The sequence below is a fragment of the Candidatus Paracaedibacter acanthamoebae genome, from assembly GCF_000742835.1.
GTDB classification, from domain to species: Bacteria; Pseudomonadota; Alphaproteobacteria; order Paracaedibacterales; family Paracaedibacteraceae; genus Paracaedibacter; species Paracaedibacter acanthamoebae.
Window position 1 is genome coordinate 2,087,738 of sequence record NZ_CP008941.1, and the last position, 22,331, is coordinate 2,110,068.

Here is a 22,331-nt window from a genome sequence, read left to right on the forward strand (position 1 = left end):
TTTTGACGGTTATAATTAATTATTTTTCAATTTTGGTTAACAAATGGTTAAAAAAATTTTAACACTTTATTAACTATTTCAGTTAGGTCAGCCTCTAAGCGGATTTTTAAAGGCTGAATATTTTTTTTAGCACTTTTTGGAATTTTAACCAAGTCTTTTTCTGTTGTAATCAGCTGGGCTTTCATCTTCTTGGCTTTTTGGGTCAATTTGTTTATATCTTCCAGGGAATAGGGATGATGATCCGCAAAAGAATAAGTTTCAATAATGTTAAAACCCTTTTTTTCCAAAAGCTTAAAAAACTTTTCAGGATATCCGATCCCCGCAAAAGCCAAATAACGATCTTGTGTTGGTATCTGCTCAGAAATGGTAGTTGCTAGCGTATAAGGCAATTGACCAGCCCAAACAGGGCAACCTGTAAAATTAAGTAATAACAGGTGGTCAATTCGCTGTAGCCCTTTCGAAAAATCCTCACGCAGCGGCCCGGCTGGGAAAATTTTTTTATTGATTAAGGGAATTTGTCCATCAAAAACAGCAATTTTAAAATCTTGATGTAAAGTCGGGTTTTGCAACCCATCATCCATAATGAGCATCGTTGCGCCTGCATTTATAGCCGCCTGAGCCGATCGATATCGATTGGCACCCACCCATGTGGGGGCAATCTCAGCCAAAAGGAAGGCCTCATCCCCCACTTCAGCCGCCGTATGGTGCCCCGTATCAACCTTCAAAGCTTGGTAGCTTTTCCCGCCATAACCTCGACTTAAAACATGGGGAGTATGCCCTAATCGCTGAAATTCTTGAGCTAGTGCAATCACTGTGGGGGTTTTACCCGATCCACCCAGTGTTAAATTTCCAACACAAATGACAGGTACTCTAACCTTGTTTTTAGCCCCCCTCAAGCGCCATGCCACAATCTGACCATACAACCAACCAAGAGGCGATAACAGAAGGCTCAGCAATCCCTCTTGACGCCAAAACTGAGGGGCCTTTAAGGTCACTGCATCGACTCCATAATTTTATCTATAATCTCATGGAAGCCTTGACGTTGTTCTGTCAGAATAGCTTGAGCTTGTTGCTGGAGAGGAAGGAATTTTTCGGGATGCTGCAGGTAAGTATCAACAGCAGCCACAAGATCCTCTGCGGTATTTACGGTCACCAGAACCGGTGCCAGAATTAAATTAATATGGTTAGATTTAAAAGTTTGATTTCCTTGGATTACCAAACAATTGAGGGCAAATGGTTCAATAGCATTATGCCCACCAATGGGAACCAACGAGCCCCCTAGAAAACAAAACGGTGCTAGAGAGTAAATCAACCCAAGGTCACCAATTGTATCAATAAGCCATACGTGGTGCTTTGGGGTAGGAATCTCCTCTAAACTGCGTCGGGCGGTAGCTAAGCCAGTCTCCTCTAACATTTTAAGAATTTCTTCAGCTCGACTGGGGTGGCGGGGAGCAAGAATAAGCAAGAGCTCTGGGTATTTTTGTTTAAGTATTAGATAAGCCTGGATGATTTTTTCTTCTTCCCCTGAATGAGTGCTGACAGCCGCAAAAAGAGGCCGCGTTATCTGACGTTGTAAGCGAGCTAACTCTTCTTGGTTAACGGGTAAAGAAGTTGCTGTAAATTTAAGATTGGTTGTGAGTTCAACTGTTTCGACACTCAAACCTTTTAAACGGATAGCTGTATCAAGGCTTGGTGTTAGGATTCGATCAAAATAAGAAAAAATCTCTGTCGCGACCGATCTTGCCAGGCGCCAGCGTCGATAGCTTTTTTCTGACAAGCTTGCATTCAACAGCATCAAAGGAATGGATCTTTTTTTCACAGCTTGCAAAATATTGGGCCATAGCTCTGATTCAAGAAAAATAACTTCGTTGGGTTGCCAATGGTTTAGAAATCGATTAATCCATTGTGGAACATCTAAGGGAATATAGTGATGAATCACCTCAGGGGGTAACCGCTGAGCCATCAAGCGAGCCGACGTCACTGTGCCTGTGGTTAGAAGAATAGAAATGTCAGGATGCTTGTGTCTTAAATCCTTAATCAGTTGCAAAACTGAGACAGATTCCCCAACGCTTGCTGCATGGATCCAAAGCAGTTTTCCTTGGGGCCGGGGCAAGGATGCCCCCCCAAAACGTTCATACAACCGTGTTGGGTCTTCCTTGCCTTGCTTTAAGCGGCGTTTTAAATGCGCTTTCAGCAAGGGGGTCAGGAATTGAGCTATAAAACGATAAAGTCGCAACATTATGGAAGTTTTATCTGCAAAACACTTTCAAGTTCACGCCATTCCCGCAGGCTCATCCCTGATTCTTCACGTGTCAAGTTGCGGCCGGCTAGCAAAGCTTGAATAACTGACAGTCCCTTTGAGGACAAATAAGCAGCCCCCATGCGGTAATCCATGAAAGCTTGATAAGTGGCGGGAACCCACTTTTTCATGACATCAAGCATCGCTTCTGCATAGACACGGATTTCATATTGAGCATGAGGATCTGCCCGCAATGATAAGAAATGCATGAAGTTGTGAAGGTCAATCTTCCAATACCATTGAGTATAGAAATTGACAGGTAAATTCATACGAGCTAGCTCTCGCGCTAAACCATCTTCATTGTCATCAATCTTATCACCTGTTTCAGTTTCATTCAGCATCAGTTGATAATGATCATAGGCACGCAATGCATCGTCTTTTAAAAGCTGCATAATTTTTTCTGCTCTTGCCTCTTCCAACACCTCACCGCGACCTTGGTGATTAATTTTAGATTGAGCCGCCATATGTTCTGACCTTGGAATGTAAAATTCTTTATCCATAATTGAATAACGAGCTGAATATTCATTCACATTTGCCGTCCGATGGCGAATCCACTGACGCGCCACAAAAATTGGCAGCTTAACATGAAATTTAATTTCACACATTTCAAACGGAGTCGAATGACGATGGCGCATCAAATAATTGATCAATCCTTGATCCTCGCTGACTTTCTTTGTCCCCTTACCATAGGAAACTCGGGCAGCTTGAACAACTGCAGAATCATCTCCCATATAATCAACGACACGGATAAAGCCATGGTCCAATAGGGGAATTGCATCAAAAAGAATTTCCTCTAACGCTGGAACAGTCGCCCGCCGTGTTTGAAAAGTTTCCTTTTGTTGGTTTAAAATTTCTTGTTCTTGTAAAGCATTCAATACCATGGGTGACTCACTCGTTGATTAATTTACAGTTGACCTATTAATGTCATGCTACAATTTCTCTGATCTTAAAGCCATTAAAATGTCTTCTTATGACTTTAGACCTTTGACAATTTCCAGCGTGTTATGGCGAATCATGTCGATGTATGTCGGTGCTGGGGAAGGGGAAACCCGGGGAGAGGATAAAGAATCAGCATAAAGAGTACCATCAACATTTGCCCCTGCTTCGGCTGCAATTTCTTCGACTAATTTACGGCTGGATAAACTTTCAATAAAGACGGCTCTGATATCCTTGGCCTTGATTTCCTTAATTAAATGGGCCACTGCAGCTGCAGAAGGTTCTGCATCCGTAGAGATGCCAACCGGTGATAGGAAGGTAATTTTATAAGAGCCACCATAATACCAAAACGCATCATGGGTTGTCACCACCAAGCGTTTATTAACAGGGAAGGACACATATTGTTCCTCAACCCAGGCATCTAAATTTTCCAGTTTTTTTAAATAGTCTGTTTTGTTTTGCAAGATTAAGTCTTTAAAAACTGGGTGTGCCTCAACCAGCGCTTCAGCAATAACCTCGACATATAACATAGCATTTTTAACACAATGCCAGGCATGAGGATCATCCACAGCAGTGCCTTTAGATCCCACTAAAATTCGGGGGCTCACATTTTTACCAGCAACGATTACCTTGCCCTTATATCCCGAATTAGAAATCAAACGCTCGAACCATCCTTCAAAATCTAGACCATTGACGAACACAAGGTCAGCTTTAGCTAACATGGCTGCATCTTGAGGCGTGGGCTGATAGACATGGGGATCCGCATTTTCAGGAACAATAAATTTTACGTCCACAGCCTCACCGCCGACATTGCGAATCAAATCCCCTAGAATGGAAAATGTTGCCACAACTTTTAGTTTGGAAGGGGCGCTTTCTGCATAGCTCGTCCCCCCCAACCAGAGACAAAAACAAAGGATAAATCGAACAACCTTCATCGTTAATATACGTATTTATATGCTATATTGAGAACCAATATACTCCAAAATGCATAACGAGAGAGATCTATTTTTGTCGTTGCGGCTAAAATATTTCCTATCGCCAAACCAATAAGCGCGGGATAAGTTATTTCTAAGACTTCGCCCAACACAGAGCAAATTTTAGAAAAACCGAGAAGAGAAATAGCAAATGTGGTGCCGATAGTGATAAAAATTGCTGCTTTTTCCCCAATTTTTCCTTTAAGAATCTCCAGGTAAAGGAAATCGACAAATAGAATGGTCAAAATGACAGCTGTCGCCAGGCAGGCCACAGCCATGGTATAGCCAACAATAGGTAAAGCCAAAGCACCCAACGTCTTATCAGCAATAGCCACAAGTAATGATTCAGGTTTAACACCCACTAAATCCGGTGCATAATAAGCCCCTAAGGCCACAAAACCGATATAAGCTATGGCTAAAAGTGCAGCACCAATCAAAAGAGAGTATAAACTAATTCTAAACAGAATTGCCCCCCCATCCCCCTTGTGAAGATTCTGTCTGAGGTAAGCAACCGTCGTGGCCGAAAAGAAAAAGGCCGCCATTAAATCCATTGTTTGATACCCCAAGTGCAAGCCTGTAAAAAAGCCTGCGCTGGATGATATTGTTGTTGAGGTAACGGGGGGCGCATAATACAACCCTATCAATAAAAGTAGTAACAACCCTCCCAGTTTAAAGGGTGTTAAAACTAACCCAATAACATCGACCACTCGGTTAGATTTCCATATTAATAAGGTAACTAAAGCGCAAAACCCCAAAGAAAACCACATAAAGGACATGTCGGGATAAAGGACATTTAAACCACCATAGGCCACTGTAATACAGCGTGGGACTACCCCAAAAGGCCCCATCAAGGATAACATCATCAGCGTTAAGAGAAAGGCGGGTATTTTGCCTAATTTATTAAAGTAAGCCCGCGTATCACCATTATAAAGAATCATACCAAACAACCCTAAAAAAGGCACAATAACAGCTGTACTAATAAGGCCAAGAGTTCCGTAAACAGAAACATCTAGAGTTTCTTTACCAATTATAAGAGGGAAAACAAGATTGCCAGAACCAAAAAACATTGAAAACATGGCAAAGCCAGAAGTTAAAACTACCCGTTTGTAGGTCATCGGTTATATCCGTTTATAAAATGTCAGCGTCGAATCACAAATGAATAAAGTTATATAGCAAGTCCCCTTATGGGACAATAAACATTCCAACAGTCATGCTAAAGGTGACCGTCACGGGCGTCTCACTCATTAAAATTAGGCTTTGAATCTGCATAGTGTTATATTTTATAATCTTGAAAGATAATTTTGTCAACAAACTTATATAAGTAATAAAATTACAAGAGAACAGTTTTCTTTAAATAAATTGATCTAAATGATTGATTAATCAAATCTTTATTATTAATCAATTTTAATTAAAACAATCTATTTCATCAAAAAATTGCAGGCTGATTAAATATATTTAACCCCCATCAGAGGCACTCAATGACGGGGTTTACCTTTTCGCCCAACCTGATCCCTATTGTCTGACGGAGGTGAGGTAAGAGTTAGATACTCCCTAAGACTTATCTTTTTTCAAGCTTGCTAGGACAGCGGCCATAGCAATAAGACGATCCTTATCATCATTAGAGAGTTGTGAGTAGACTTTGATTAAATCTTTGATACGATCATCAACTTCAACCTCATAAGTTTCTCCGTCTTCCGACAGATCAACAAATCCATCACTGCCATCAAAAAACTGGCGAATATCTGCATTCAGTTTCTCGGCCAAAAGATGCAGGGTTTTAGATGAAACTTGACTTTGACCTGTTTCGTATTTCTGGATCATTTGCCCAGATACCCCAATCATTTGTCCCAAAGCGGCTTGGCTAATTCCTCTCAGCTTACGAAGCATTCTGAGATTGTGGCCAATATTCAGAAAATCTGTATCAGGCATGCTGTCTCCGTCGGACAATGAAAGACACCAATCCTAAGGCAAAAATAAGGATAAAAAATGCTAGGTCACGGTATTGAGAGTAGAGTGTTGGGGTGGGAAGGGCTTTGGGTAAATCAAAATCAATAAAGCCAAACGCATCTAATCCTAATTGCTCAGTAATACGTCCACTGGCATCAACAACTGCTGAAATTCCATTATTAGCAGATCTAACCAGGGGAATTCCTTCCTCAACAGCCCGGGTACGAACAATTTGTAAATGCTGGAAGGGGCCGCTCGAATAGCCGTACCACGCATCATTGGTTTGATTAAGCATCCAATCTGGACGTGGTGTTGCCACCACCGCGCCTGGAAAAATTGCTTCATAACAAATCAAGGGCGAAAATGGCGGTAATCCTTCAACAGTTAAAGTCTGCGCTTGGAGACCAGCTGTGTAGTCTGTTTCCCCATGGGTGAGCTTACTTACGTGTGGAAATATTTTTCGTAAGGGGAAATATTCACCAAAAGGGACTAAATGGAATTTATCATAAGAAGCTATGAGCTGTCCCTGCGTATTAACGACAAGTGTACTGGTATATATTTGATTGTCCACCCCATGCCGCGGTCCGCCAACAATCATATACCCTTGAGGGGGAGCAATAGCCGCCAGGGTTCCCATTAAAACGGGATAGTCTGTGATAAACGTTGGAATACTTGCTTCAGCCCAAATGATCGCTTTCAACGGCCGCTCACCTTCCATCATGCTGAGCCCAAGATGTTTATTAAAATTCTCTTCAAAATGACCTGCCACCCACTTCAGTTGCTGGGGAATGGCTGCTTGCACAAGCCGTATATTGATGCCTGTCCTTTCAGTAGGAAACTGGGTGAGGCGCTGATGTCCCCACCCATAAAGTCCCACAAAAAGAATAATATACCCCGCAACGAAAGTTCTGTTTTTGCTTGCTAAACTCACAAACAACAATGTAGTCAGGAGACTTAGTCCATAAATTCCAATAATTGAGCTGACTTGCAAAATTTCTAACGGCCAAGTATAGCCGTTCAAATTCCACGGAAATCCTGTCAGAATATGCCCCCGCAAGTATTCCGCTATTGACCATAAAACCGTGAATAAAAGACACCGAGCTAAACCAGGTCGCATCCATGTACAGCTTAACCCAACGACCGGAGCAATAAATAAAGCTAAAAAGGCTGGTAATCCAAACCAGCCCAATGGCATTAAATACCAAAATCCAGCAGTTTTTAAGCCGTTGGCGATCCAGTACAAACCAATTGTAAAATATCCAAAACCAAACCACCAACCATAGAAATATGGACGGTTAGACCAGGAAGGATAGGTCAAACAGTAAAGCAGACCAGAAAATCCAAAGATTCCAGCTGGAAAACAATTAAAAGGGGCAAAACTTAAGCTTGCTAAGCCTCCAAATAGAAAAATTGCCAATCGTGGATAACGACCAGCAAATGAAGTTAACGTAGATAAAATCCCATACATGTTTTTACGCTACCATATAAAAATTAAATAGACTAATCCCGCAAAAGAACCAAACTTTAAGATCTTATGCAGGAAGGGATAGGTACGTTTTAAGCCTCTGGTTGATGTATGAATCATGAAAATATATTTAAAAAACTGGTTCAACACACCGACAGGATCTTTAGCTGTATTTTGAGCTGCCGCTGTTGTGATAAAAAATCTACCAAAAAACCACTGAATAAATGTTGTTAAGCGATTCGACATTGGACGTGCCACATCACAAAAGAAAATCAGCCGATCAACATCGGTTTGATTCTCGGCTTGATGTAGATAGGTTTCATCAAACAAGACATCTTCTCCATCCTGCCAAACATAGCGCTCGCCATCCACCTCAATAAAGCATTGATTGCTGTTGGGAGTTATCAATCCTAGATGATAGCGTAAGGAGCCAGCATAAGGATCCCGATGCAATCCCAAACGGCTTCCTGCTGGTAAAAAGGTAAACATAGCCGCCTTAACCGAAGAAACCTTGGCAATCAGTTCTAGCGTTTTAGGACAAGTTGCAACAGCGGATGGCAAGGGATCACTATACCACTTTAGGTAAAAACGCTTCCATCCACGCTTAAAGAATGAATTAAAACCAATATCATCGCGTTTCTCGGAAGACTTAATATTTCCTTGCTCTAGAAGTTGCAAAGCTTCCTGCCGAATAATCTGCCAATTGTCCTTAAAAATATCTAATTCAGGAAATAGGCGTCGGTCTAAATAAGGTGTATTTGGAACTTTGGAAAACATATACATAAAACAGTTGATGGGTGCCATAAAGGTTGAATGGTCAGTGATCTGACGCATCAGTTTGTATTTGACTTTGCCACGGAAATGGGCCACGAATGCAGACACTATAAAAACCACAAAAGTGGAAAGTTTTGTTAAGGATAGACTGTAAAACATGGCTACTCTGAGATCTTAACGAGGTTTTTAGATTATTAAAATAAGCTTTGACAAATTTTACGGCAAGATAATTTTCAATAAGATTAATAGCACATAGTAAATCCCAGAGAGTAAACTATCTCACTCTCTGAATACTAGATCTTACTATTTTTTTTCTTCTTCTTTTATTTCTTTATGATGATCAGCAGTTTTATCGTCTTGTTTTTCAAGCTTAGTTGCATTTCCCACATAACGCTTGCAGGAACGAGCATGTTTCATCATATGGTCAGCCATTTCCGGATCCTTGGCCGCGTCCATCTCAAGTTTGGCATGCGCAATAAATAAATCAAACATTTTCTTATCAATGCCTGTCAAAAGCTTTCCATGGCCTTCGGCTTTCTTCAAAGCTTCTTCACAAGCTTCTAAGACTTTATGGGTCCGTTCGGCTTTCTTAGCTGATTTTTTTTCATCACGTTCAGATTTTTCTATCGCTTTTTCCGTTTGTTCTTTTTTTTCGGGCGCCTTGCTGCCTTCAGCCATCGTCATATTAGAAAGACAAAAAATAACTGCGGCTGACATCAATATTTTATTCATTAGACTACCTCTGTCGTGTTGTTTTCTGATACTATCTAATCTAATGAAATCTATTTCGCACGCAAGTGTAAATTTTAATTTTAATAAAATGCAAAATAAATCTGATACTTACAGTTTAATAATTGACGCTTGTCTTGCTGGACAGCGGCTTGATAAAGCTCTAAGTAAGTCATTTCCGCACTTAAGTCGCACCCGGATTCAAGGGTTGATTGATACAGGTCGGGTTGAAATTATTCCCCACCGTAAAATTTCCTCATCCATGAAACTCTTAAGCGAAGATCGGATTACATTTACCATCCCTGCACCTGAGGAAGCCACCCCATCACCTCAAGCTATCTCTTTAGATATTATTTATGAAGATGCAGACTTATTAGTCATTAACAAAGCAGCGGGTATGGTTGTGCATCCGGCCCCCGGTCATCGAGAGAATACCCTCGTGAATGCTTTGCTTGCCCATTGTGGTGATTCTTTATCTGGCATTGGTGGCGTCAAACGGCCCGGAATTGTTCACCGCCTTGATAAAGATACATCAGGTCTCATGGTGGTTGCAAAAAATGATTTTGCGCACCATGCTTTATCCGCTCAATTTAGTGACCGTAGTTTGTCGCGAACTTATATAGCTTTCGTGTGGGGGGTACCGAATCCTCGGTCGGGGACCATTCAAACATTAATTGGCCGCCATCCCCGTAACCGTCAAAAAATGGCCGTTCTCACGCATGGTGGCCGAGAGGCGGTGACCCATTATGAAGTTTTGACTACCCTTGGAAATTCAGAAGATTTGCGCCTAAACATTAGTGTGGTGCAGTGTAAACTTGCTACTGGCCGTACCCATCAAATTCGGGTGCATATGCTTCATTTAGGGCACCCCCTGATTGGAGACCCACTTTATGGACATAGCCCCAAAGGAGCCACTGCAATTTGGACTGAATCTATGGTTAAGTTTCCCCGCCAAGCTTTGCATGCTAAAGAAATTTCTTTCCTTCATCCTACCTCAGGAAAAGTCATGCATTTTGTTTCTCAATTACCAGTCGATTTAGTGGGATTGGAGAAATTGTAATGACAATGTAAAACCCAGAAAGCCTTATTAAACAAGGGCGGGAGGTTATTCTCCGGCCCTTGTTTTATTTTTATAAGATTTGGTTTTTATATTAATTCTCCCACTCATTATCTGACTCTGAGTCTGGGTCTGATTCGTAACCTGTTCCCTCGCCTGCTACTGCCCCTCGGCGATTGAGCACACCCGCACGGATAGCATCTTCATGGGAATTATCCCTGAGAGCAGCTCTACGCTCATTTGCGTTCACAGGATTTAACTGTGCTCCCTGTCGAATCTGTTCTAATAAAGACAGTCGTTGTCCATTATTGACGAAACCTACACCTTCATCTGCAATATTACTCCTATTTTCTTGTACCCCAACCCCACCATCGTAGTGTGCTAGTTGGTCGTCAGCAGCATTTGGATTTAGGTGCGGTTGTACAAGAGGCTCATAATCTACATGTTGTGCTGGTGGTAGCGCACCATCACCGACTGCATCTTGGTGTTGAAGTTGCGCGTGGTCCTCTTCTGGAGGTAGATGTTGATGCCCCTGCTCTTCTCCATTTACACCCTGAAGATCTTGCACAAGAGGCTCATGATCTACATGTTGTGCTGGTGGTTGCGCCCCATCATCGACTGCATCTTGGTGTTGAAGGTGCGCATGGTCCTCTTCTCCATTTACACCCTGAAGATCTTGTACAAGAGGCTCATGATCTACATATTGTGCTGGTGGTTGCGCCCCATCGTCAACTGCATCTTGGTGCTGGAGGAGTGCATTGTTACCCATATTTGGTAGTGGTGGTGGAACCGCATCATTACCCATGTTTGGCTGTTGCTGCTGCACTGGAGGCGGGTTGTTACCTAGATTTAATGGCGGGGGAGCCTGCAAATTATTAATAATTGTATTAATCTGGGCAACTCTGTTGGATTGTAATTTACTTCCACATACGGCAAGGATTTCTCTTGCAAAAGCTAGTTTATCAGGAGAGTTAGCCATACTTGAAATCTGATTCATTTTTTGTGCACAATTTCCGGGAGTTACACCAAATCTACCTGTAGCATCACTGCTCGACGTCGCAAGCAGAATAAGAGCCGATACTTTTAAAATCGATTGATACATAAAATCCTCTCCTTAGTTTAGAGATCATAATTTACATACTTTAATATTAATTATAATTTCTTAAATTAACGTTAATTCTAGACATTTATTTTATGCTTTAAGTTTTGCAGTGATATATTCCCCATGCTTTAATTAAATTAACTTAAATTTAATTATTTGTAAGCCTTGACTTAGTCATTTAATTTACCTCACGCTATTATTGTTAGGTAAAATTTTTCTAGAATGCGCTCTAGTTATTCTGGAAAACTATTGTTTTAAGGAGCAAGTATGAAAAAGATCTTATTGTTGAGTGCTATAGTCGGCCTGATCGCAGAGGCAGATGCAAGTCGTGGAAATATTTATGTGGGTCCATTTATAGGTATGGGCGTAACAGATGGCAAATTTAGGTCATCAAATGATACAGCTACTCAGATTCGTCATCATCGTATAGGAGACAAAGGATTTTTAGGTGGTCTATTAGTCGGTTATGCTTATCCTTGTCATAACTTACATATGGGACTTGAGCTTTTAGGAAACTTTGATACCACAGATGATAAAATCATTTTTGAAGGTAATAATCCAAACGAAAGTTTCAAAATTAAAAACCGTGCTTCATATGGTTTTTCTGCAAGGATTGGGTATCGCACATCTTCTGATGCTGTTGCCTTTATACGTTTAGGAGGAGAATGGAAAACCCATAAATTTATTTATCGAGGCACATTGCCTACTGGATCTTTTTCAGTTTCAAGCAATAAAACAAAATTTGCTTTTGTCCCAGGTCTTGGAATTGAAGCTCCGATGGGTGGTAAATGGCGTGCCCGAGTAGAAGCAAAATATAGCCTTTCACAAAAAGTTAACTTAAGAGTACCGAATAACGCTGCCGGGGTATTTACATTTGAAAATACCAATAATCGCATTCGTACTGGTCAAACATCCGTATTGATGGGTGTGACTTATACTTTTGGCTAATTTTATTTAGTTAAATAATCTAAAAAGGCGTCTGGCAGGGCGCCTTTTTGGTTAGAATTATTGCTGCAATCAAATCTAGGATTTATAGGAATTATTTGTTAGATTGTGGTTAACAAATAATGAGAATCGGATAGCCAATGAAATTATCTAAAGCCCTGTGTTTAATGTTATGCTTATCGTCCTCTTCAGCTGTTATAGCGGATGAGTCTTATGGTGATTTAAGTGCCCGGATTGGTGACCTTGAAAAAAGGATTGGCGGGCAAAGTGCCAGCGGAGAAGATTTTGCGACCCAGGAAGATCTAGAATCCTTAAAAAATCAAATCAAAGAACTCAGAGGCCGCATCGAAGTTTTAGAACACCAGAGCTCTAAAAATTCAACAGCCACCGGCACTATCTCAACCGTTTCTGCCGCTACCGACTCTATTGATGACTGTGATGCCGTTGCTGGCGATGATGCGGCAGAGGATGATGTCGAGGCCATTCTACAAGATTTAGCAACAGCTCCCGCCTCGGGGAAAGAAGCTGCTCGGGATAAAGCCACCGAGAAAGCTGAAAAAGAAGCCCCAACCGGAATTTTAGAAAAAAGCGATGACAATGCCCAGTACGATCAAGCCATGGCTTTATACAAGAAAAAAGAGTACGCTGAAGCCGAAGAAGCTTTCCGGTATTACGTCAAGCAATATCCAAAAGGCAAACAAATAACTCAGGCAAAACTTCATATTGCTGACTGTGAATTGGCTACAGCGACAGAAACAAAGCAGAAAGGTATGGCTAAGACAGCAGCGGCTGATTTTGCGGCAGCTTATAAAGCCAATCCAAAAGGATCGACAGGGGCTCAGGCATTATTAGGAATGGCTCAGTCGATCAAACTCCAGGGTGAAACCAAAAAAGCCTGCGTTGTCTTAAAGAAATTGAAAGCTGATTTTCCCAAAGAAAAATCAACAATGGCCAAGGCTAAAGATCTTTCTAAACAATATAAGTGTAATTAAGGTCATGCTTAGCCTGCCGAATTTTCTCCCCCTTGTGAAAGCTGGGTTGCATATCGTTGCAACCCCTATTGGCAATCGGGGAGATATTACGCTTAGGGCTCTCGATGTTCTACAAAAAGCCGATTTAATTTATTGCGAAGATACCCGGACTAGCCGTCCTCTGCTTGAAACCTTTGCCATTAAAACGCCCTTAAAATCATTACATGACCATAATGAAACAGCCTTGATTCCAGAAATCATTAATAAAATTAAGGCGGGTGAAAAAATTGCTTTAATTAGTGATGCAGGCATGCCCTTAATTAGTGATCCTGGCTATAAATTAGTCAAGGCTTTGCAAGACCAGAATCTTCTTGTCACCGTTATTCCGGGAGCCTCAGCTGTTATTACAGCGGCAGCCTTATCAGGACTTCCAACTGACCGATTTATGTTTTGTGGCTTTGTTGATACAAAAAAGCTTATTGATTTTCAAAGCATTGATGCCACCCTCATCTTTTATGAATCGCCGCATCGTTTAATAAAAACTTTACAAGCGATGGCCACAATTTTTACACAGCGCAAAATTTCTGTCTTACGAGAGCTGACCAAACTTCACGAAGAAGTGGTTTGGGGAAGCATTACTGACGTTCTTGAGACTTTTTCAAATCGCGATAAAATTTTAGGGGAAATTGTTATTGTTCTCTCTCCGCCTGCTGAGATAGATCAGCCTCTTTCGACCCAAGATATAGATACAGCCTTGCTCGAAGCAATGAAATCCCATTCGCTGAAGGATGCTTGTACGCTGGTTGCGGGAACTTTGGGACTACCGCGTAAAGATATTTACAAAAGAGCCCTGGCTTTAAAATGAAATGGACATCGTATACCAAAGGATTAGCAGCCGAATACTTGGCATCTTTATTTCTGTTGTTTAAAGGATATATTCCCCAGGCCCGCCGCTATAAAACACCTTGGGGAGAAATTGACCTCATCGTAAAGCGAGGAAAAACACTTGTTTTTGTTGAAGTTAAAAAACGAAAATATCTAAACTGCGGATTGGAAGCGATCACCGCAAAACAACGCAAACGTATAGAAAAGGCTGGTCAAGTCTATCTAGGCTCAGTTAATATCGATTTTAATACAGTAAGATTTGATGTTGTTATTGCCACGCCTAAGAGATTCTATCACCTTAAAGATGCTTGGCGGACAGTTTAAATTAGAGGAAAAAAATGAAAAAAACAATGATACCCTTATTTACTATTTCTTTGATGATATGCGGATGCGCCCCTGCGATTATTGGGGGAGGTGCTGCCGTTGTGGGAGGAGCCCTCGTGAAAGAAAAGGGTGTTGCAGGTTCCTTATCTGATACTCAGATTGCCACGAAGGTCAGTGTTGGTTTGTATCAAAAAGATCCTGATCTTCATGCGCGTGTCAATGTTATCGTTCAGAATGGTGAAGTTATGCTGACCGGCGCCGTGCCAACCAATGAAATGCACCTTGATGCTGTTAGAATTGCTTGGGAAGTTAAAGGCGTAAAACGCGTTATCGATAATATCGCCATTTCAGAAGGCGCATCCCTTGGTGTTTATGCAAAAGACAGCTGGATTACCACACAACTCAAATCACAACTGTTATTTGATAAAGATATTCAATCTGTAAATTACAGCATTAAAACTGTGAGCGGTAATGTTTACCTGATGGGTATCGCCCAAGATCAAAAAGAACTAAGCACTGTAATTGATTATGCTCGCCATATAGAGGGCGTGAAAAAAGTTACGTCGTATGTTCATCTTAAGGAAAATTTAGAGTAGACCTCTTTTCCCCTTTCATTTTTTGCTCTTCCGCCATCCAGACTAGAAGATAAGCGGGCGATTTAAAAGCGACCATTCTAAAAAATAAAAACCCGGGCCTCACAAACCCGGGAAAGTCCTCTTGCTTTATTGAGAGATCTTATTAACTTTGCTAAATTGCTAAGCAACCGATCTTATGGCTAGGCGCTGTTTGACATATCCTTCGATAATCTGACACATTTCCGGTAATTTACCCGAGAAGAAATGGTCAGCATCAGCTATTTGGGTATAATCAATGCGAATACCGCGTTGTTGCTGCAACTTATCAGCCATTTTAGCCACATAACCAAAAGGAACAATATCGTCTTTGGCCCCCTGGAGAATCAAGCCAGGGACAGGACAGGGTGCCAAAAAGCTAAAGTCATATCGATCCGCCGGCGGTGCCACAGAGATAAATCCATCCAATTCCGGACGACGCATCAAAAGTTGCATCGCAATCCAAGCTCCGAAAGAAAATCCAGAAATAAAACACTTTGAAGAGGTTGGATTCACCGTTTGTAACCAATCCAACGCCGTTGCGGCATCATTCAATTCCCCTTCGCCATTATCAAAGGTTCCTTCTGAGCGGCCAACACCCCGAAAATTAATACGGAGAGTAGAAAACCCTAAATCAACAAATGTTCGATACAAGGCATAAACCACCTTGTTGTTCATCGTGCCACCAAACTGAGGATTTGGATGGAGAATAAGAGCAATCGGCGCGTCTTCTCGCGCGTTTTGATGGTACCGGCCTTCAATTCTTCCAGCAGCACCGTTAAAAATAACTTCGGCCATGGGTTTCCCCTTTCACTCGCGATGTTATAAAAAAAAATGCACTCTAAAGAAATCTATACTTGACCAATTTAGTCAGAATAGCTAAATCTATCCTAAGAAGTATTGGATTTTCAAGTACGTATCTTCAATTTGTGATTAAGTGTACCATGGCTTTTTTAGAAGAGCTACGGAGAATTTTATGAAATTAAGTTCAAAAGCTAGATATGCGGTGATGGCCATGGTGGATATAGCTCACTATGGAGAGGCTGGACCTGTGCCTTTATCAGCCATTTCCTTGCGCCAAGGGCTACCATTAGCTTATTTAGAACAATTATTCAATCGCTTAAAAAAAGAAAATCTGGTGATAAGCTGTCGCGGGTCTAATGGGGGATATAGTTTAAGCCGTCCCCGCCAAGAGTTGAGAGTTTACGATGTGATTGCAGCTGTTGATACACCGTTGAAAGCAACGCGATGTTCCACGCAAGAGGCAATGGGATGCCAAGGAACGTCCAGCAAGTGTATGACCCATGATTTGTGGGGCGAGCTCAGCGCTGTGGTTGAAGGATTTCTGCAGCATGTGACCTTAGATGACATCTGTTCTCGTCGCATACACGGCTTATCAGAGAGTTTATTTGCTCCCCGAGAGAAGGTGGCTTAATGGATCGGATTTATCTTGATCATAATGCAACAACTACGCTGCTCCCTGCTGCTCACACAGCTGTGATAGAGGCGATGAGCCAGCTTGGCAATGCCTCTTCAATTCATAGCAATGGCCGCTGTGTACGAGCCTTATTCGAGGAAGCTCGCATTCAAGTTGCCGATTATTTTGCCGTTAAATCCTCCCAGATTGTCTTCACCAGTGGCGCCACAGAAGCTAATAATACGATCATGAAGGGGTTTGCTGGGCGGATTATTACCAGTGCCATTGAACATGATTCGATACTGGAAGCCAATAAAACAGCTCTGCGTTGTCAGGTTGACACCGAGGGGCGAGTTGATCTAAATTATTTAGAAGATTTACTCAAAGAATCTGACCAACCAACTTTAGTCAGTATCATGACCGCCAACAATGAAACAGGGGTCATCCAACCCTTGACTGACATTGTCTCAATTGCCCGTCAGTATGGCGCAAAGATTCACAGCGACGCCGTTCAAGGTATTGGAAAACTGGCTATCAATTGGGCAGATTTGGAATTGGATTTTATTTCCTTATCAGGCCATAAAATCGGGGCACTCCAAGGAATTGGTGCCTTAGTGGTCAATGAACGCATTCCCGTACTGCCTTTATTGAGAGGGGGGGGACAGGAACGGTACTATCGCTCAGGCACTGAAAATACAGTTGGCATTGTCAGCCTCGGTGCCGCTATAAAGGCTTGTTCTTCTCAAGATTGGTCAACCATCGAGGGGATGAGAGATCAGTTGGAAGCACAGCTTTTACAAATATGTCCCGCTCTCACAATATTTGGTCAAAAAGCCCCTCGGTTGCCCAATACAAGTTGTTTTGCAACGCCAGGCGTTGCAAGTAACACGCAAGTTATGCATTTTGATTTGATGGGAATTTCTGTGTCAGCAGGATCCGCCTGTTCGTCAGGCAAGGTTAAGATTTCCCCTGTTTTACAAGCCATGGGGGTACGAGAGCCGGCATTAGCTCAATCGTTGCGTGTCAGCCTGGGACAGTCTACAAAACACCAAGATAGTCAAAAGTTTATTGATACATGGCGTCAGCTGTATGAGCGGACGCAAGGAAATTTAAAAGAAAGGATCGCGTCATGACCTACTCCTGTAATCCCGCCGCCAACCAAAAACCAACGCTTGAAGGACAAATTTATTTGGATTATCAGGCGACCACACCCTGTGATCCGCGGGTTTTAGAAAAGATGCTTCCTTATTTCTGTGAGGTCTTTGGTAATCCTCATTCTCGGAGTCACCCGCATGGATGGTTAGCTGAATCTGCGGTGGACCATGCCCGTGGGCAGGTGGCCCAGATTATAAAAGCTGATTCACGGGAAATTATCTTCACCAGTGGCGCTACTGAATCCAATAATCTGGCTATCAAAGGGGTGGCTCACTTTAATAAAGAAAAGAAAAATCATATTATCACCGTTGTCACGGAGCATAAATGTGTTCTTGATACCTGTCGCTATCTGGAACGAGAAGGGTTTGAGGTGACCTACTTGCCAGTGGACACCGATGGTTTAATTAACCTAGATGACCTAAAAGCGGCGATCAAGGAAACGACCGTTCTGGTGTCTGTCATGGCGGTCAACAACGAAATTGGCGTGATTCAACCATTGGCCGAAATTGGTAAAATTTGTCGGGCTCATGGCGTTCTGTTTCATACCGATGCTGCCCAGGCCGTTGGCAAGATCCCCCTTGACGTTGAGACTATGAATATTGATCTCTTAAGCATCTCGGGGCACAAAATTTATGGCCCGAAGGGGATTGGAGCTCTGTATGTGCGTCGCCGCCCTCGCGTGCGCTTGCAAGCCTTAATCAACGGTGGCGGCCAAGAACGAGGAATGCGTTCTGGGACTTTGTCCCCCGCTTTATGTGTCGGGTTTGGCGAAGCTTGTGCTATTGCTGAAGCGGAGATGAGCAGTGAACAACAGCGCATTAAAAGACTTGCTAACAAATTCTACAAAGCCCTTATGGATCGGTTACCCGAGGTGTTTTTAAATGGCCACCTTGAGCAGCGGGTTCCTGGCAACCTAAACTTAAGCTTTGCTTATGTGGAGGGAGAAAGTCTCATCATGGGAATCAAGAAACTGTCTGTCTCCTCAGGATCGGCTTGTACATCAGCGTCTCTGGAGCCATCCTACGTTTTGCGAGCGATTGGTGTCGGCGAAGAATTAGCTCATACCTCGATCCGGTTTGGCATTGGACGCTTTACCACAGAGGCAGAGATCGACACAGCGCTGGCTGTTTTGATTGAATCAGTAGAACGCCTACGCGCCATGAGCCCCTTATGGGAAATGGCCCAAGAGGGAGTGGATATTACCAAAATCCAATGGGCAGCTCACTAGTTATTTTTCTGCTTATGGTCGATTTTAAACCTCATCCCGGACCGAGCAGGCGAAGATCCGGGATCCATGCCTCTAAATCGATTGATGCATAAATAGGGTGATAATAATTGGAAAAACCGCGTAAAAAAACTAAGTTTTGTATTATAAAGGGAGAAAAAACAATGGCTTACACAAAAGAAGTTCTCGATCATTATGAAAACCCTCGAAATGTTGGGTCGTTAGATAAAGATGATAATTCTGTCGGGACCGGCTTGGTGGGTGCCCCCGCTTGTGGTGATGTTATGAAACTACAAATTAAAGTTACAGCTGATGGCATTATCGAAGACGCCAAGTTTAAAACATTTGGCTGCGGGTCGGCAATTGCATCGTCGTCGCTGATTACAGAATGGGTTAAGGGTAAGTCGATTGATGAAGCTCAAGCCATTAAAAATACTGAAATTGCACGGCATTTGGCTTTGCCTCCGGTTAAAATTCACTGTTCAATTTTAGCAGAAGATGCGATTAAAGCAGCGGTAGCAGACTATAAAAGTAAAAATCGGAAAGATGATGCAGCCTCAGCTGCGTAACAAAAGGGGTAGGTTATGCGTCCGGTACCAATGACTCTAACGGATAGTGCAAAAGCGCGCGTGCGAGAGTTGATGTCGCAACGGGAAACACCGGCAGCTGGGATTCGTATTGGCATCAAAACTAAAGGGTGTTCGGGAATGTCCTATACGATGGAATTTGCCGATACAATCTCAGCGTTTGATGAAGTCGTCACTGTCGATGATTTAACCTTAATGATTGATCCTAAAGCCATCCTGTTCCTCTTAGGAACAGAGATGGATTATGTCGTCGAAACTTTACAGTCGGGGTTTGTCTTTAGAAACCCGAATGAAAAGGGGCGATGTGGTTGCGGAAAGTCGTTCCATGTCTAATGCCTTTGAAACATTTGGTTTGTCTCCCAAGTATAATATCGATCTCTTGGACTTAGAGAATCGGCACCGACGAGCTTTGAGTTTTGTGCACCCCGACCTATTTGTTACCAAAACAGCTCAGGAACGGACTGCGGCAGCAAGCTTGGCAGTAAAATTTAATGAATCTTATCAAATACTCAAGGATCCTCTCAAACGAGCAGCAGAGTTATTGAAAAGTCATGGTGTTGAGGTGCCCGGCGAAAATGGCAAAACGGTTGGCCATTCGACTTTGCTTGTGCGTGTGATGCAATGGCGTGAAGAGTTGGCATCTTATCGATTTGAAAAAGAACTGACAAAACTTGAAACTGAGCTCAAGAAACGATTAGACTTTGTTAAATCGGCTTTTGATGGTAGCGACGCAGATTCTTTACCTTACCTTTATTTAGAATTTGTCTACCTTACTAAAATTTTGGAAGAAATACATTACCATCCGTTAAGGAAACCTCATGTTCGTTCAACTCGTTGATCCCCTTAAACCCCAAGAAAGTTTTGTTAAAAAAAGCCCAGCCATTGGCATTGATTTAGGAACAACCCATTCGGTGGTTGCCTTCAGTAGAAATGGCCAAGCACAAGTTTTAACGTCTCATACAGGTGTACGCTTGATTCCTTCAATTGTTGCTTATGGCGGGAAGAATGAATTGGTTGGCATTGACGCCCAACATCAAGATAAAGCCATTTCTTCCATTAAACGTTTAATGGGCCTGGCCCAGGTTCCATCTTCCTTAGCAGCATCCTATCCGTTTGCCCCTTCTCAAGAGGGTATTCTTTTACAATGTGGTGAGTTGATAAAAACGCCTGTCGAGATTTCAGCTGATATTTTGAAATACCTCAAGAAAATTGCTGAAGAGGCGATGGAGGAATCTATTTCTGAGGCGGTGATTACAGTTCCTGCCTATTTTGATGAGGCAGCGCGTCAGCAAACAAAGGAAGCGGCCCAACTGGCCGGCATAAATGTTCTCCGGTTGATTAATGAGCCAACAGCAGCAGCCTTGGCCTATGGGTTGGACCAAAAAGTGGAAGGAACCTATGCGGTTTATGATTTTGGGGGCGGTACCTTTGATCTATCAATTATCCGTTTTACCAAGGGCGTTTTTCAGGTGATTGCAACCGCCGGCGACACTCAGCTGGGGGGGGATGATATTGATCGCCTAATTGCAGCAAAGTTTAATATTTCTCTCCAAGAAGCCAGACATATTAAAGAGTATATGACGGACCATGATGTTTATGCGGAATGGAATTTTTCTAAAGACGATTTGAGGGAACTGGTTCGTCCTCTGATTGCCCAAACCCTTGAAATTTGTATAATGGCTCTCCAAGATGCCCTGTTGCAAGTAACAGATTTGGATGGGGTGGTATTGGTGGGGGGATCAACCCGGATGCCGGCGGTGCGTCAAGCCGTAGCTCAGTTTTTTGATCAACCCCCTTTAACAAATTTAAATCCAGATGAAGTGGTTGCGCTGGGGGCCGCTCTGCAAGCCGAAGCGCTAACGGTTGGTTCAGAGACCGTTCTTTTGGATGTGACCCCGCTGTCTCTGGGGGTTGAAACCATGGGCGGTATTGTTGAAAAAATTATTCATCGTAATACCCCTATTCCCGCCGCAATTGCTCAAGAATTTACCACTTACGAGGATGGTCAAACGGCCTTGATTGTGCATGTGGTACAGGGAGAACGTGAATTCGTTAAAGATTGTCGTTCTCTGGCCACTTTTACGCTGACAGGTATTCCAGCCATGAGCGCTGGAATCGCCCGAATACGTATAACGTTTGCCTTGGATGTGGATGGGCTCTTGACTGTCAGTGCTAAAGAAATGGCGACGGGAATATCACAAAAGGTGGAAATTAATCCTTCTTATGGCCTCAAAGATGAGGAACTTTTACAAATTTTGCGTGATAATTATGAACATGGTGCCACTGATATTGATCAACGGTTACTGATTGAAACACAACTTGAAGCAGAACAATTCATCAGTATGTTAATAACGGCCTTGAATCAAGATGGTGACTTAGTCAACGTGTCAGAACGACAAGCAATTGATCAAGCTATTGAGGATCTACGGAAATCTTTGAATTCTGAAAATAAAGATGATATAAAGGCTCAATTGAGAATCGTCGAAAGTTTGACTCAAGACTTTGCTGAACGCCGTATTAATCGTAATATGAGGCGGGCTTTGTCAGGGCAGCGGGTCGAGGATGTATAAGAGAGAAAATCTATGCCAAAAATAATTTTTATTGATCAAAGCGGCAATCGCAAAGAAGTTGATGCCCCTGTCGGTCTATCTGTTCTAGAAATTGCTCATCGCAATGATATTGATCTCGAAGGCGCCTGCGAGGGATCGCTTGCGTGTTCTACCTGCCACGTTATTGTGGATCCAGAATGGTATGATATCTTGCAAGAGGCAACCGAAGACGAAGAAGACATGTTAGATTTGGCTTTTGGCTTAACTCATACATCCCGTTTAGGCTGTCAAATTATCATGAGTGATGAATTGGATGGCTTAACAGTACGTCTGCCGGCTGGCACGCGTAATATGTCCCTTTAAGTAAGTATAGCTGTCA

Annotated in this window: 25 protein-coding genes; 14 read left to right on the forward strand and 11 right to left on the reverse strand. The window is 42.5% G+C overall.

All coding sequences use genetic code 11. The annotated features are described in order from the left end of the window. Positions 1–47: 47 nt before the first annotated feature. From lpxK to ID47_RS09645, 9 genes are all read right to left on the reverse strand, one after another. Complete coding sequence (lpxK, locus tag ID47_RS09605; protein ID WP_038465993.1) at positions 48–995, reverse strand: tetraacyldisaccharide 4'-kinase; 948 nt, start codon at positions 993–995, stop codon at positions 48–50. Continuing rightward, the gene (locus ID47_RS09610) at positions 992–2,239 is read right to left on the reverse strand and encodes a 3-deoxy-D-manno-octulosonic acid transferase (protein WP_051908814.1); all 1,248 of its coding nucleotides are present in this window, start codon (positions 2,237–2,239) and stop codon (positions 992–994) included. The genes lpxK and ID47_RS09610 overlap by 4 nt, the downstream gene beginning before the upstream one ends. After that, positions 2,239–3,180: an FAD-dependent thymidylate synthase gene (thyX, locus tag ID47_RS09615; RefSeq protein WP_038465995.1), complete on the reverse strand. Its 942-nt coding sequence runs from the start codon at positions 3,178–3,180 to the stop codon at positions 2,239–2,241. Before thyX ends, ID47_RS09610 begins: the two co-directional genes overlap by 1 nt. Positions 3,181–3,267: 87 nt before the next feature. Next, positions 3,268–4,170, reverse strand: coding sequence for a metal ABC transporter solute-binding protein, Zn/Mn family (locus tag ID47_RS09620; RefSeq protein ID WP_038465998.1), 903 nt, complete (start codon positions 4,168–4,170; stop codon positions 3,268–3,270). A gap of 2 nt (positions 4,171–4,172) precedes the next feature. Then, complete coding sequence (locus tag ID47_RS09625) at positions 4,173–5,324, reverse strand: branched-chain amino acid transport system II carrier protein (RefSeq protein WP_051908815.1); 1,152 nt, start codon at positions 5,322–5,324, stop codon at positions 4,173–4,175. 436 nt (positions 5,325–5,760) lie between these two features. Continuing rightward, complete coding sequence (locus tag ID47_RS09630; RefSeq protein WP_051908816.1) at positions 5,761–6,138, reverse strand: helix-turn-helix domain-containing protein; 378 nt, start codon at positions 6,136–6,138, stop codon at positions 5,761–5,763. Beyond that, positions 6,131–7,624: an apolipoprotein N-acyltransferase gene (gene lnt / locus ID47_RS09635; RefSeq protein WP_038466000.1), complete on the reverse strand. Its 1,494-nt coding sequence runs from the start codon at positions 7,622–7,624 to the stop codon at positions 6,131–6,133. Before lnt ends, ID47_RS09630 begins: the two co-directional genes overlap by 8 nt. Positions 7,625–7,633: 9 nt before the next feature. Beyond that, a complete protein-coding gene (locus tag ID47_RS09640; protein ID WP_051908817.1) occupies positions 7,634–8,554 on the reverse strand; it encodes an aspartyl/asparaginyl beta-hydroxylase domain-containing protein in 921 nt (306 codons plus the stop codon). 144 nt (positions 8,555–8,698) lie between these two features. Continuing rightward, positions 8,699–9,127: a hypothetical protein gene (locus ID47_RS09645; protein ID WP_038466003.1), complete on the reverse strand. Its 429-nt coding sequence runs from the start codon at positions 9,125–9,127 to the stop codon at positions 8,699–8,701. Positions 9,128–9,215: 88 nt separating this feature from the next. On the opposite strand from ID47_RS09645, the gene ID47_RS09650 reads away from it, so the two are divergent. Then, a complete protein-coding gene (locus tag ID47_RS09650; protein ID WP_038466005.1) occupies positions 9,216–10,184 on the forward strand; it encodes an RluA family pseudouridine synthase in 969 nt (322 codons plus the stop codon). Positions 10,185–10,275: 91 nt separating this feature from the next. Here ID47_RS09650 and ID47_RS09655 read toward each other — a convergent pair whose 3' ends face one another. Then, positions 10,276–11,283: a hypothetical protein gene (locus ID47_RS09655; RefSeq protein ID WP_038466007.1), complete on the reverse strand. Its 1,008-nt coding sequence runs from the start codon at positions 11,281–11,283 to the stop codon at positions 10,276–10,278. Between the two features lie 267 nt (positions 11,284–11,550). Between ID47_RS09655 and ID47_RS09660 the strand changes: the two genes are divergently transcribed. From ID47_RS09660 to ID47_RS09680, 5 genes are all read left to right on the forward strand, one after another. After that, positions 11,551–12,231 (forward strand): outer membrane protein, encoded by a 681-nt coding sequence (locus tag ID47_RS09660; RefSeq protein ID WP_038466009.1) that lies wholly within the window; start codon positions 11,551–11,553, stop codon positions 12,229–12,231. A gap of 137 nt (positions 12,232–12,368) precedes the next feature. Further along, positions 12,369–13,220 carry a tetratricopeptide repeat protein gene (locus tag ID47_RS09665; protein WP_038466011.1) on the forward strand — a complete coding sequence of 284 codons (852 nt, stop codon included), beginning with the start codon at positions 12,369–12,371 and terminating at the stop codon, positions 13,218–13,220. A 4-nt stretch (positions 13,221–13,224) separates the two neighbouring features. Continuing rightward, entirely contained in the window at positions 13,225–14,064 is an 840-nt protein-coding gene (gene rsmI / locus ID47_RS09670; RefSeq protein WP_051908818.1) for a 16S rRNA (cytidine(1402)-2'-O)-methyltransferase, read from the forward strand. Further along, entirely contained in the window at positions 14,061–14,408 is a 348-nt protein-coding gene (locus ID47_RS09675; RefSeq protein ID WP_038466014.1) for a YraN family protein, read from the forward strand. Before rsmI ends, ID47_RS09675 begins: the two co-directional genes overlap by 4 nt. Positions 14,409–14,422: 14 nt before the next feature. Next, on the forward strand, positions 14,423–15,004 hold the full coding sequence (locus tag ID47_RS09680; RefSeq protein WP_051908819.1) for a BON domain-containing protein: 582 nt from the start codon (positions 14,423–14,425) through the stop codon (positions 15,002–15,004). A gap of 159 nt (positions 15,005–15,163) precedes the next feature. Here the strand turns inward: ID47_RS09680 and ID47_RS09685 are convergent, their stop codons facing one another. After that, positions 15,164–15,817 carry an alpha/beta hydrolase gene (locus tag ID47_RS09685; protein WP_038466016.1) on the reverse strand — a complete coding sequence of 218 codons (654 nt, stop codon included), beginning with the start codon at positions 15,815–15,817 and terminating at the stop codon, positions 15,164–15,166. Between the two features lie 178 nt (positions 15,818–15,995). Between ID47_RS09685 and ID47_RS09690 the strand changes: the two genes are divergently transcribed. The 8 genes from ID47_RS09690 to ID47_RS09725 all read left to right on the forward strand — a co-directional run bounded on the left by ID47_RS09690 (position 15,996) and on the right by ID47_RS09725 (position 22,315). After that, complete coding sequence (locus ID47_RS09690; protein ID WP_038466019.1) at positions 15,996–16,454, forward strand: Rrf2 family transcriptional regulator; 459 nt, start codon at positions 15,996–15,998, stop codon at positions 16,452–16,454. Further along, positions 16,454–17,569: a cysteine desulfurase family protein gene (locus ID47_RS09695; RefSeq protein WP_038466024.1), complete on the forward strand. Its 1,116-nt coding sequence runs from the start codon at positions 16,454–16,456 to the stop codon at positions 17,567–17,569. The genes ID47_RS09690 and ID47_RS09695 overlap by 1 nt, the downstream gene beginning before the upstream one ends. Next, positions 17,566–18,819 carry an IscS subfamily cysteine desulfurase gene (locus ID47_RS09700; protein ID WP_051908820.1) on the forward strand — a complete coding sequence of 418 codons (1,254 nt, stop codon included), beginning with the start codon at positions 17,566–17,568 and terminating at the stop codon, positions 18,817–18,819. Before ID47_RS09695 ends, ID47_RS09700 begins: the two co-directional genes overlap by 4 nt. 161 nt (positions 18,820–18,980) lie before the next feature. Then, entirely contained in the window at positions 18,981–19,385 is a 405-nt protein-coding gene (iscU, locus tag ID47_RS09705) for a Fe-S cluster assembly scaffold IscU (protein WP_038467656.1), read from the forward strand. 15 nt (positions 19,386–19,400) lie between these two features. Continuing rightward, positions 19,401–19,736, forward strand: coding sequence for a HesB/IscA family protein (locus ID47_RS09710; RefSeq protein WP_038466026.1), 336 nt, complete (start codon positions 19,401–19,403; stop codon positions 19,734–19,736). Beyond that, positions 19,693–20,241, forward strand: coding sequence for a Fe-S protein assembly co-chaperone HscB (gene hscB, locus ID47_RS12060; protein WP_198022288.1), 549 nt, complete (start codon positions 19,693–19,695; stop codon positions 20,239–20,241). Before ID47_RS09710 ends, hscB begins: the two co-directional genes overlap by 44 nt. After that, positions 20,222–21,973 carry a Fe-S protein assembly chaperone HscA gene (hscA, locus tag ID47_RS09720; protein WP_038466030.1) on the forward strand — a complete coding sequence of 584 codons (1,752 nt, stop codon included), beginning with the start codon at positions 20,222–20,224 and terminating at the stop codon, positions 21,971–21,973. Before hscB ends, hscA begins: the two co-directional genes overlap by 20 nt. Positions 21,974–21,985: 12 nt before the next feature. Beyond that, positions 21,986–22,315: a ferredoxin family 2Fe-2S iron-sulfur cluster binding protein gene (locus ID47_RS09725; protein ID WP_038466031.1), complete on the forward strand. Its 330-nt coding sequence runs from the start codon at positions 21,986–21,988 to the stop codon at positions 22,313–22,315. Positions 22,316–22,331: the final 16 nt, after the last annotated feature.

What these genes read in the sequence shown, in the direction of transcription:
- iscU (WP_038467656.1), top strand. Translation starts at nt 18,981, where the DNA reads ATGGCTTACACAAAAGAAGTTCTCGATCATTATGAAAACCCTCGAAAT.
- ID47_RS09610 (WP_051908814.1), bottom strand. Translation starts at nt 2,239, where the DNA reads ATGTTGCGACTTTATCGTTTTATAGCTCAATTCCTGACCCCCTTGCTG.
- lnt (WP_038466000.1), bottom strand. Translation starts at nt 7,624, where the DNA reads ATGTATGGGATTTTATCTACGTTAACTTCATTTGCTGGTCGTTATCCA.
- ID47_RS09710 (WP_038466026.1), top strand. Translation starts at nt 19,401, where the DNA reads ATGCGTCCGGTACCAATGACTCTAACGGATAGTGCAAAAGCGCGCGTG.
- ID47_RS09620 (WP_038465998.1), bottom strand. Translation starts at nt 4,170, where the DNA reads ATGAAGGTTGTTCGATTTATCCTTTGTTTTTGTCTCTGGTTGGGGGGG.
- ID47_RS09625 (WP_051908815.1), bottom strand. Translation starts at nt 5,324, where the DNA reads ATGACCTACAAACGGGTAGTTTTAACTTCTGGCTTTGCCATGTTTTCA.
- ID47_RS09645 (WP_038466003.1), bottom strand. Translation starts at nt 9,127, where the DNA reads ATGAATAAAATATTGATGTCAGCCGCAGTTATTTTTTGTCTTTCTAAT.
- rsmI (WP_051908818.1), top strand. Translation starts at nt 13,225, where the DNA reads ATGCTTAGCCTGCCGAATTTTCTCCCCCTTGTGAAAGCTGGGTTGCAT.
- hscA (WP_038466030.1), top strand. Translation starts at nt 20,222, where the DNA reads ATGTTCGTTCAACTCGTTGATCCCCTTAAACCCCAAGAAAGTTTTGTT.
- ID47_RS09695 (WP_038466024.1), top strand. Translation starts at nt 16,454, where the DNA reads ATGGATCGGATTTATCTTGATCATAATGCAACAACTACGCTGCTCCCT.
- ID47_RS09650 (WP_038466005.1), top strand. Translation starts at nt 9,216, where the DNA reads ATGCAAAATAAATCTGATACTTACAGTTTAATAATTGACGCTTGTCTT.
- ID47_RS09655 (WP_038466007.1), bottom strand. Translation starts at nt 11,283, where the DNA reads ATGTATCAATCGATTTTAAAAGTATCGGCTCTTATTCTGCTTGCGACG.
- ID47_RS09680 (WP_051908819.1), top strand. Translation starts at nt 14,423, where the DNA reads ATGAAAAAAACAATGATACCCTTATTTACTATTTCTTTGATGATATGC.
- hscB (WP_198022288.1), top strand. Translation starts at nt 19,693, where the DNA reads ATGAAAAGGGGCGATGTGGTTGCGGAAAGTCGTTCCATGTCTAATGCC.
- ID47_RS09690 (WP_038466019.1), top strand. Translation starts at nt 15,996, where the DNA reads ATGAAATTAAGTTCAAAAGCTAGATATGCGGTGATGGCCATGGTGGAT.
- ID47_RS09640 (WP_051908817.1), bottom strand. Translation starts at nt 8,554, where the DNA reads ATGTTTTACAGTCTATCCTTAACAAAACTTTCCACTTTTGTGGTTTTT.
- ID47_RS09675 (WP_038466014.1), top strand. Translation starts at nt 14,061, where the DNA reads ATGAAATGGACATCGTATACCAAAGGATTAGCAGCCGAATACTTGGCA.
- ID47_RS09630 (WP_051908816.1), bottom strand. Translation starts at nt 6,138, where the DNA reads ATGCCTGATACAGATTTTCTGAATATTGGCCACAATCTCAGAATGCTT.
- ID47_RS09665 (WP_038466011.1), top strand. Translation starts at nt 12,369, where the DNA reads ATGAAATTATCTAAAGCCCTGTGTTTAATGTTATGCTTATCGTCCTCT.
- ID47_RS09660 (WP_038466009.1), top strand. Translation starts at nt 11,551, where the DNA reads ATGAAAAAGATCTTATTGTTGAGTGCTATAGTCGGCCTGATCGCAGAG.
- ID47_RS09685 (WP_038466016.1), bottom strand. Translation starts at nt 15,817, where the DNA reads ATGGCCGAAGTTATTTTTAACGGTGCTGCTGGAAGAATTGAAGGCCGG.
- ID47_RS09700 (WP_051908820.1), top strand. Translation starts at nt 17,566, where the DNA reads ATGACCTACTCCTGTAATCCCGCCGCCAACCAAAAACCAACGCTTGAA.
- ID47_RS09725 (WP_038466031.1), top strand. Translation starts at nt 21,986, where the DNA reads ATGCCAAAAATAATTTTTATTGATCAAAGCGGCAATCGCAAAGAAGTT.
- thyX (WP_038465995.1), bottom strand. Translation starts at nt 3,180, where the DNA reads ATGGTATTGAATGCTTTACAAGAACAAGAAATTTTAAACCAACAAAAG.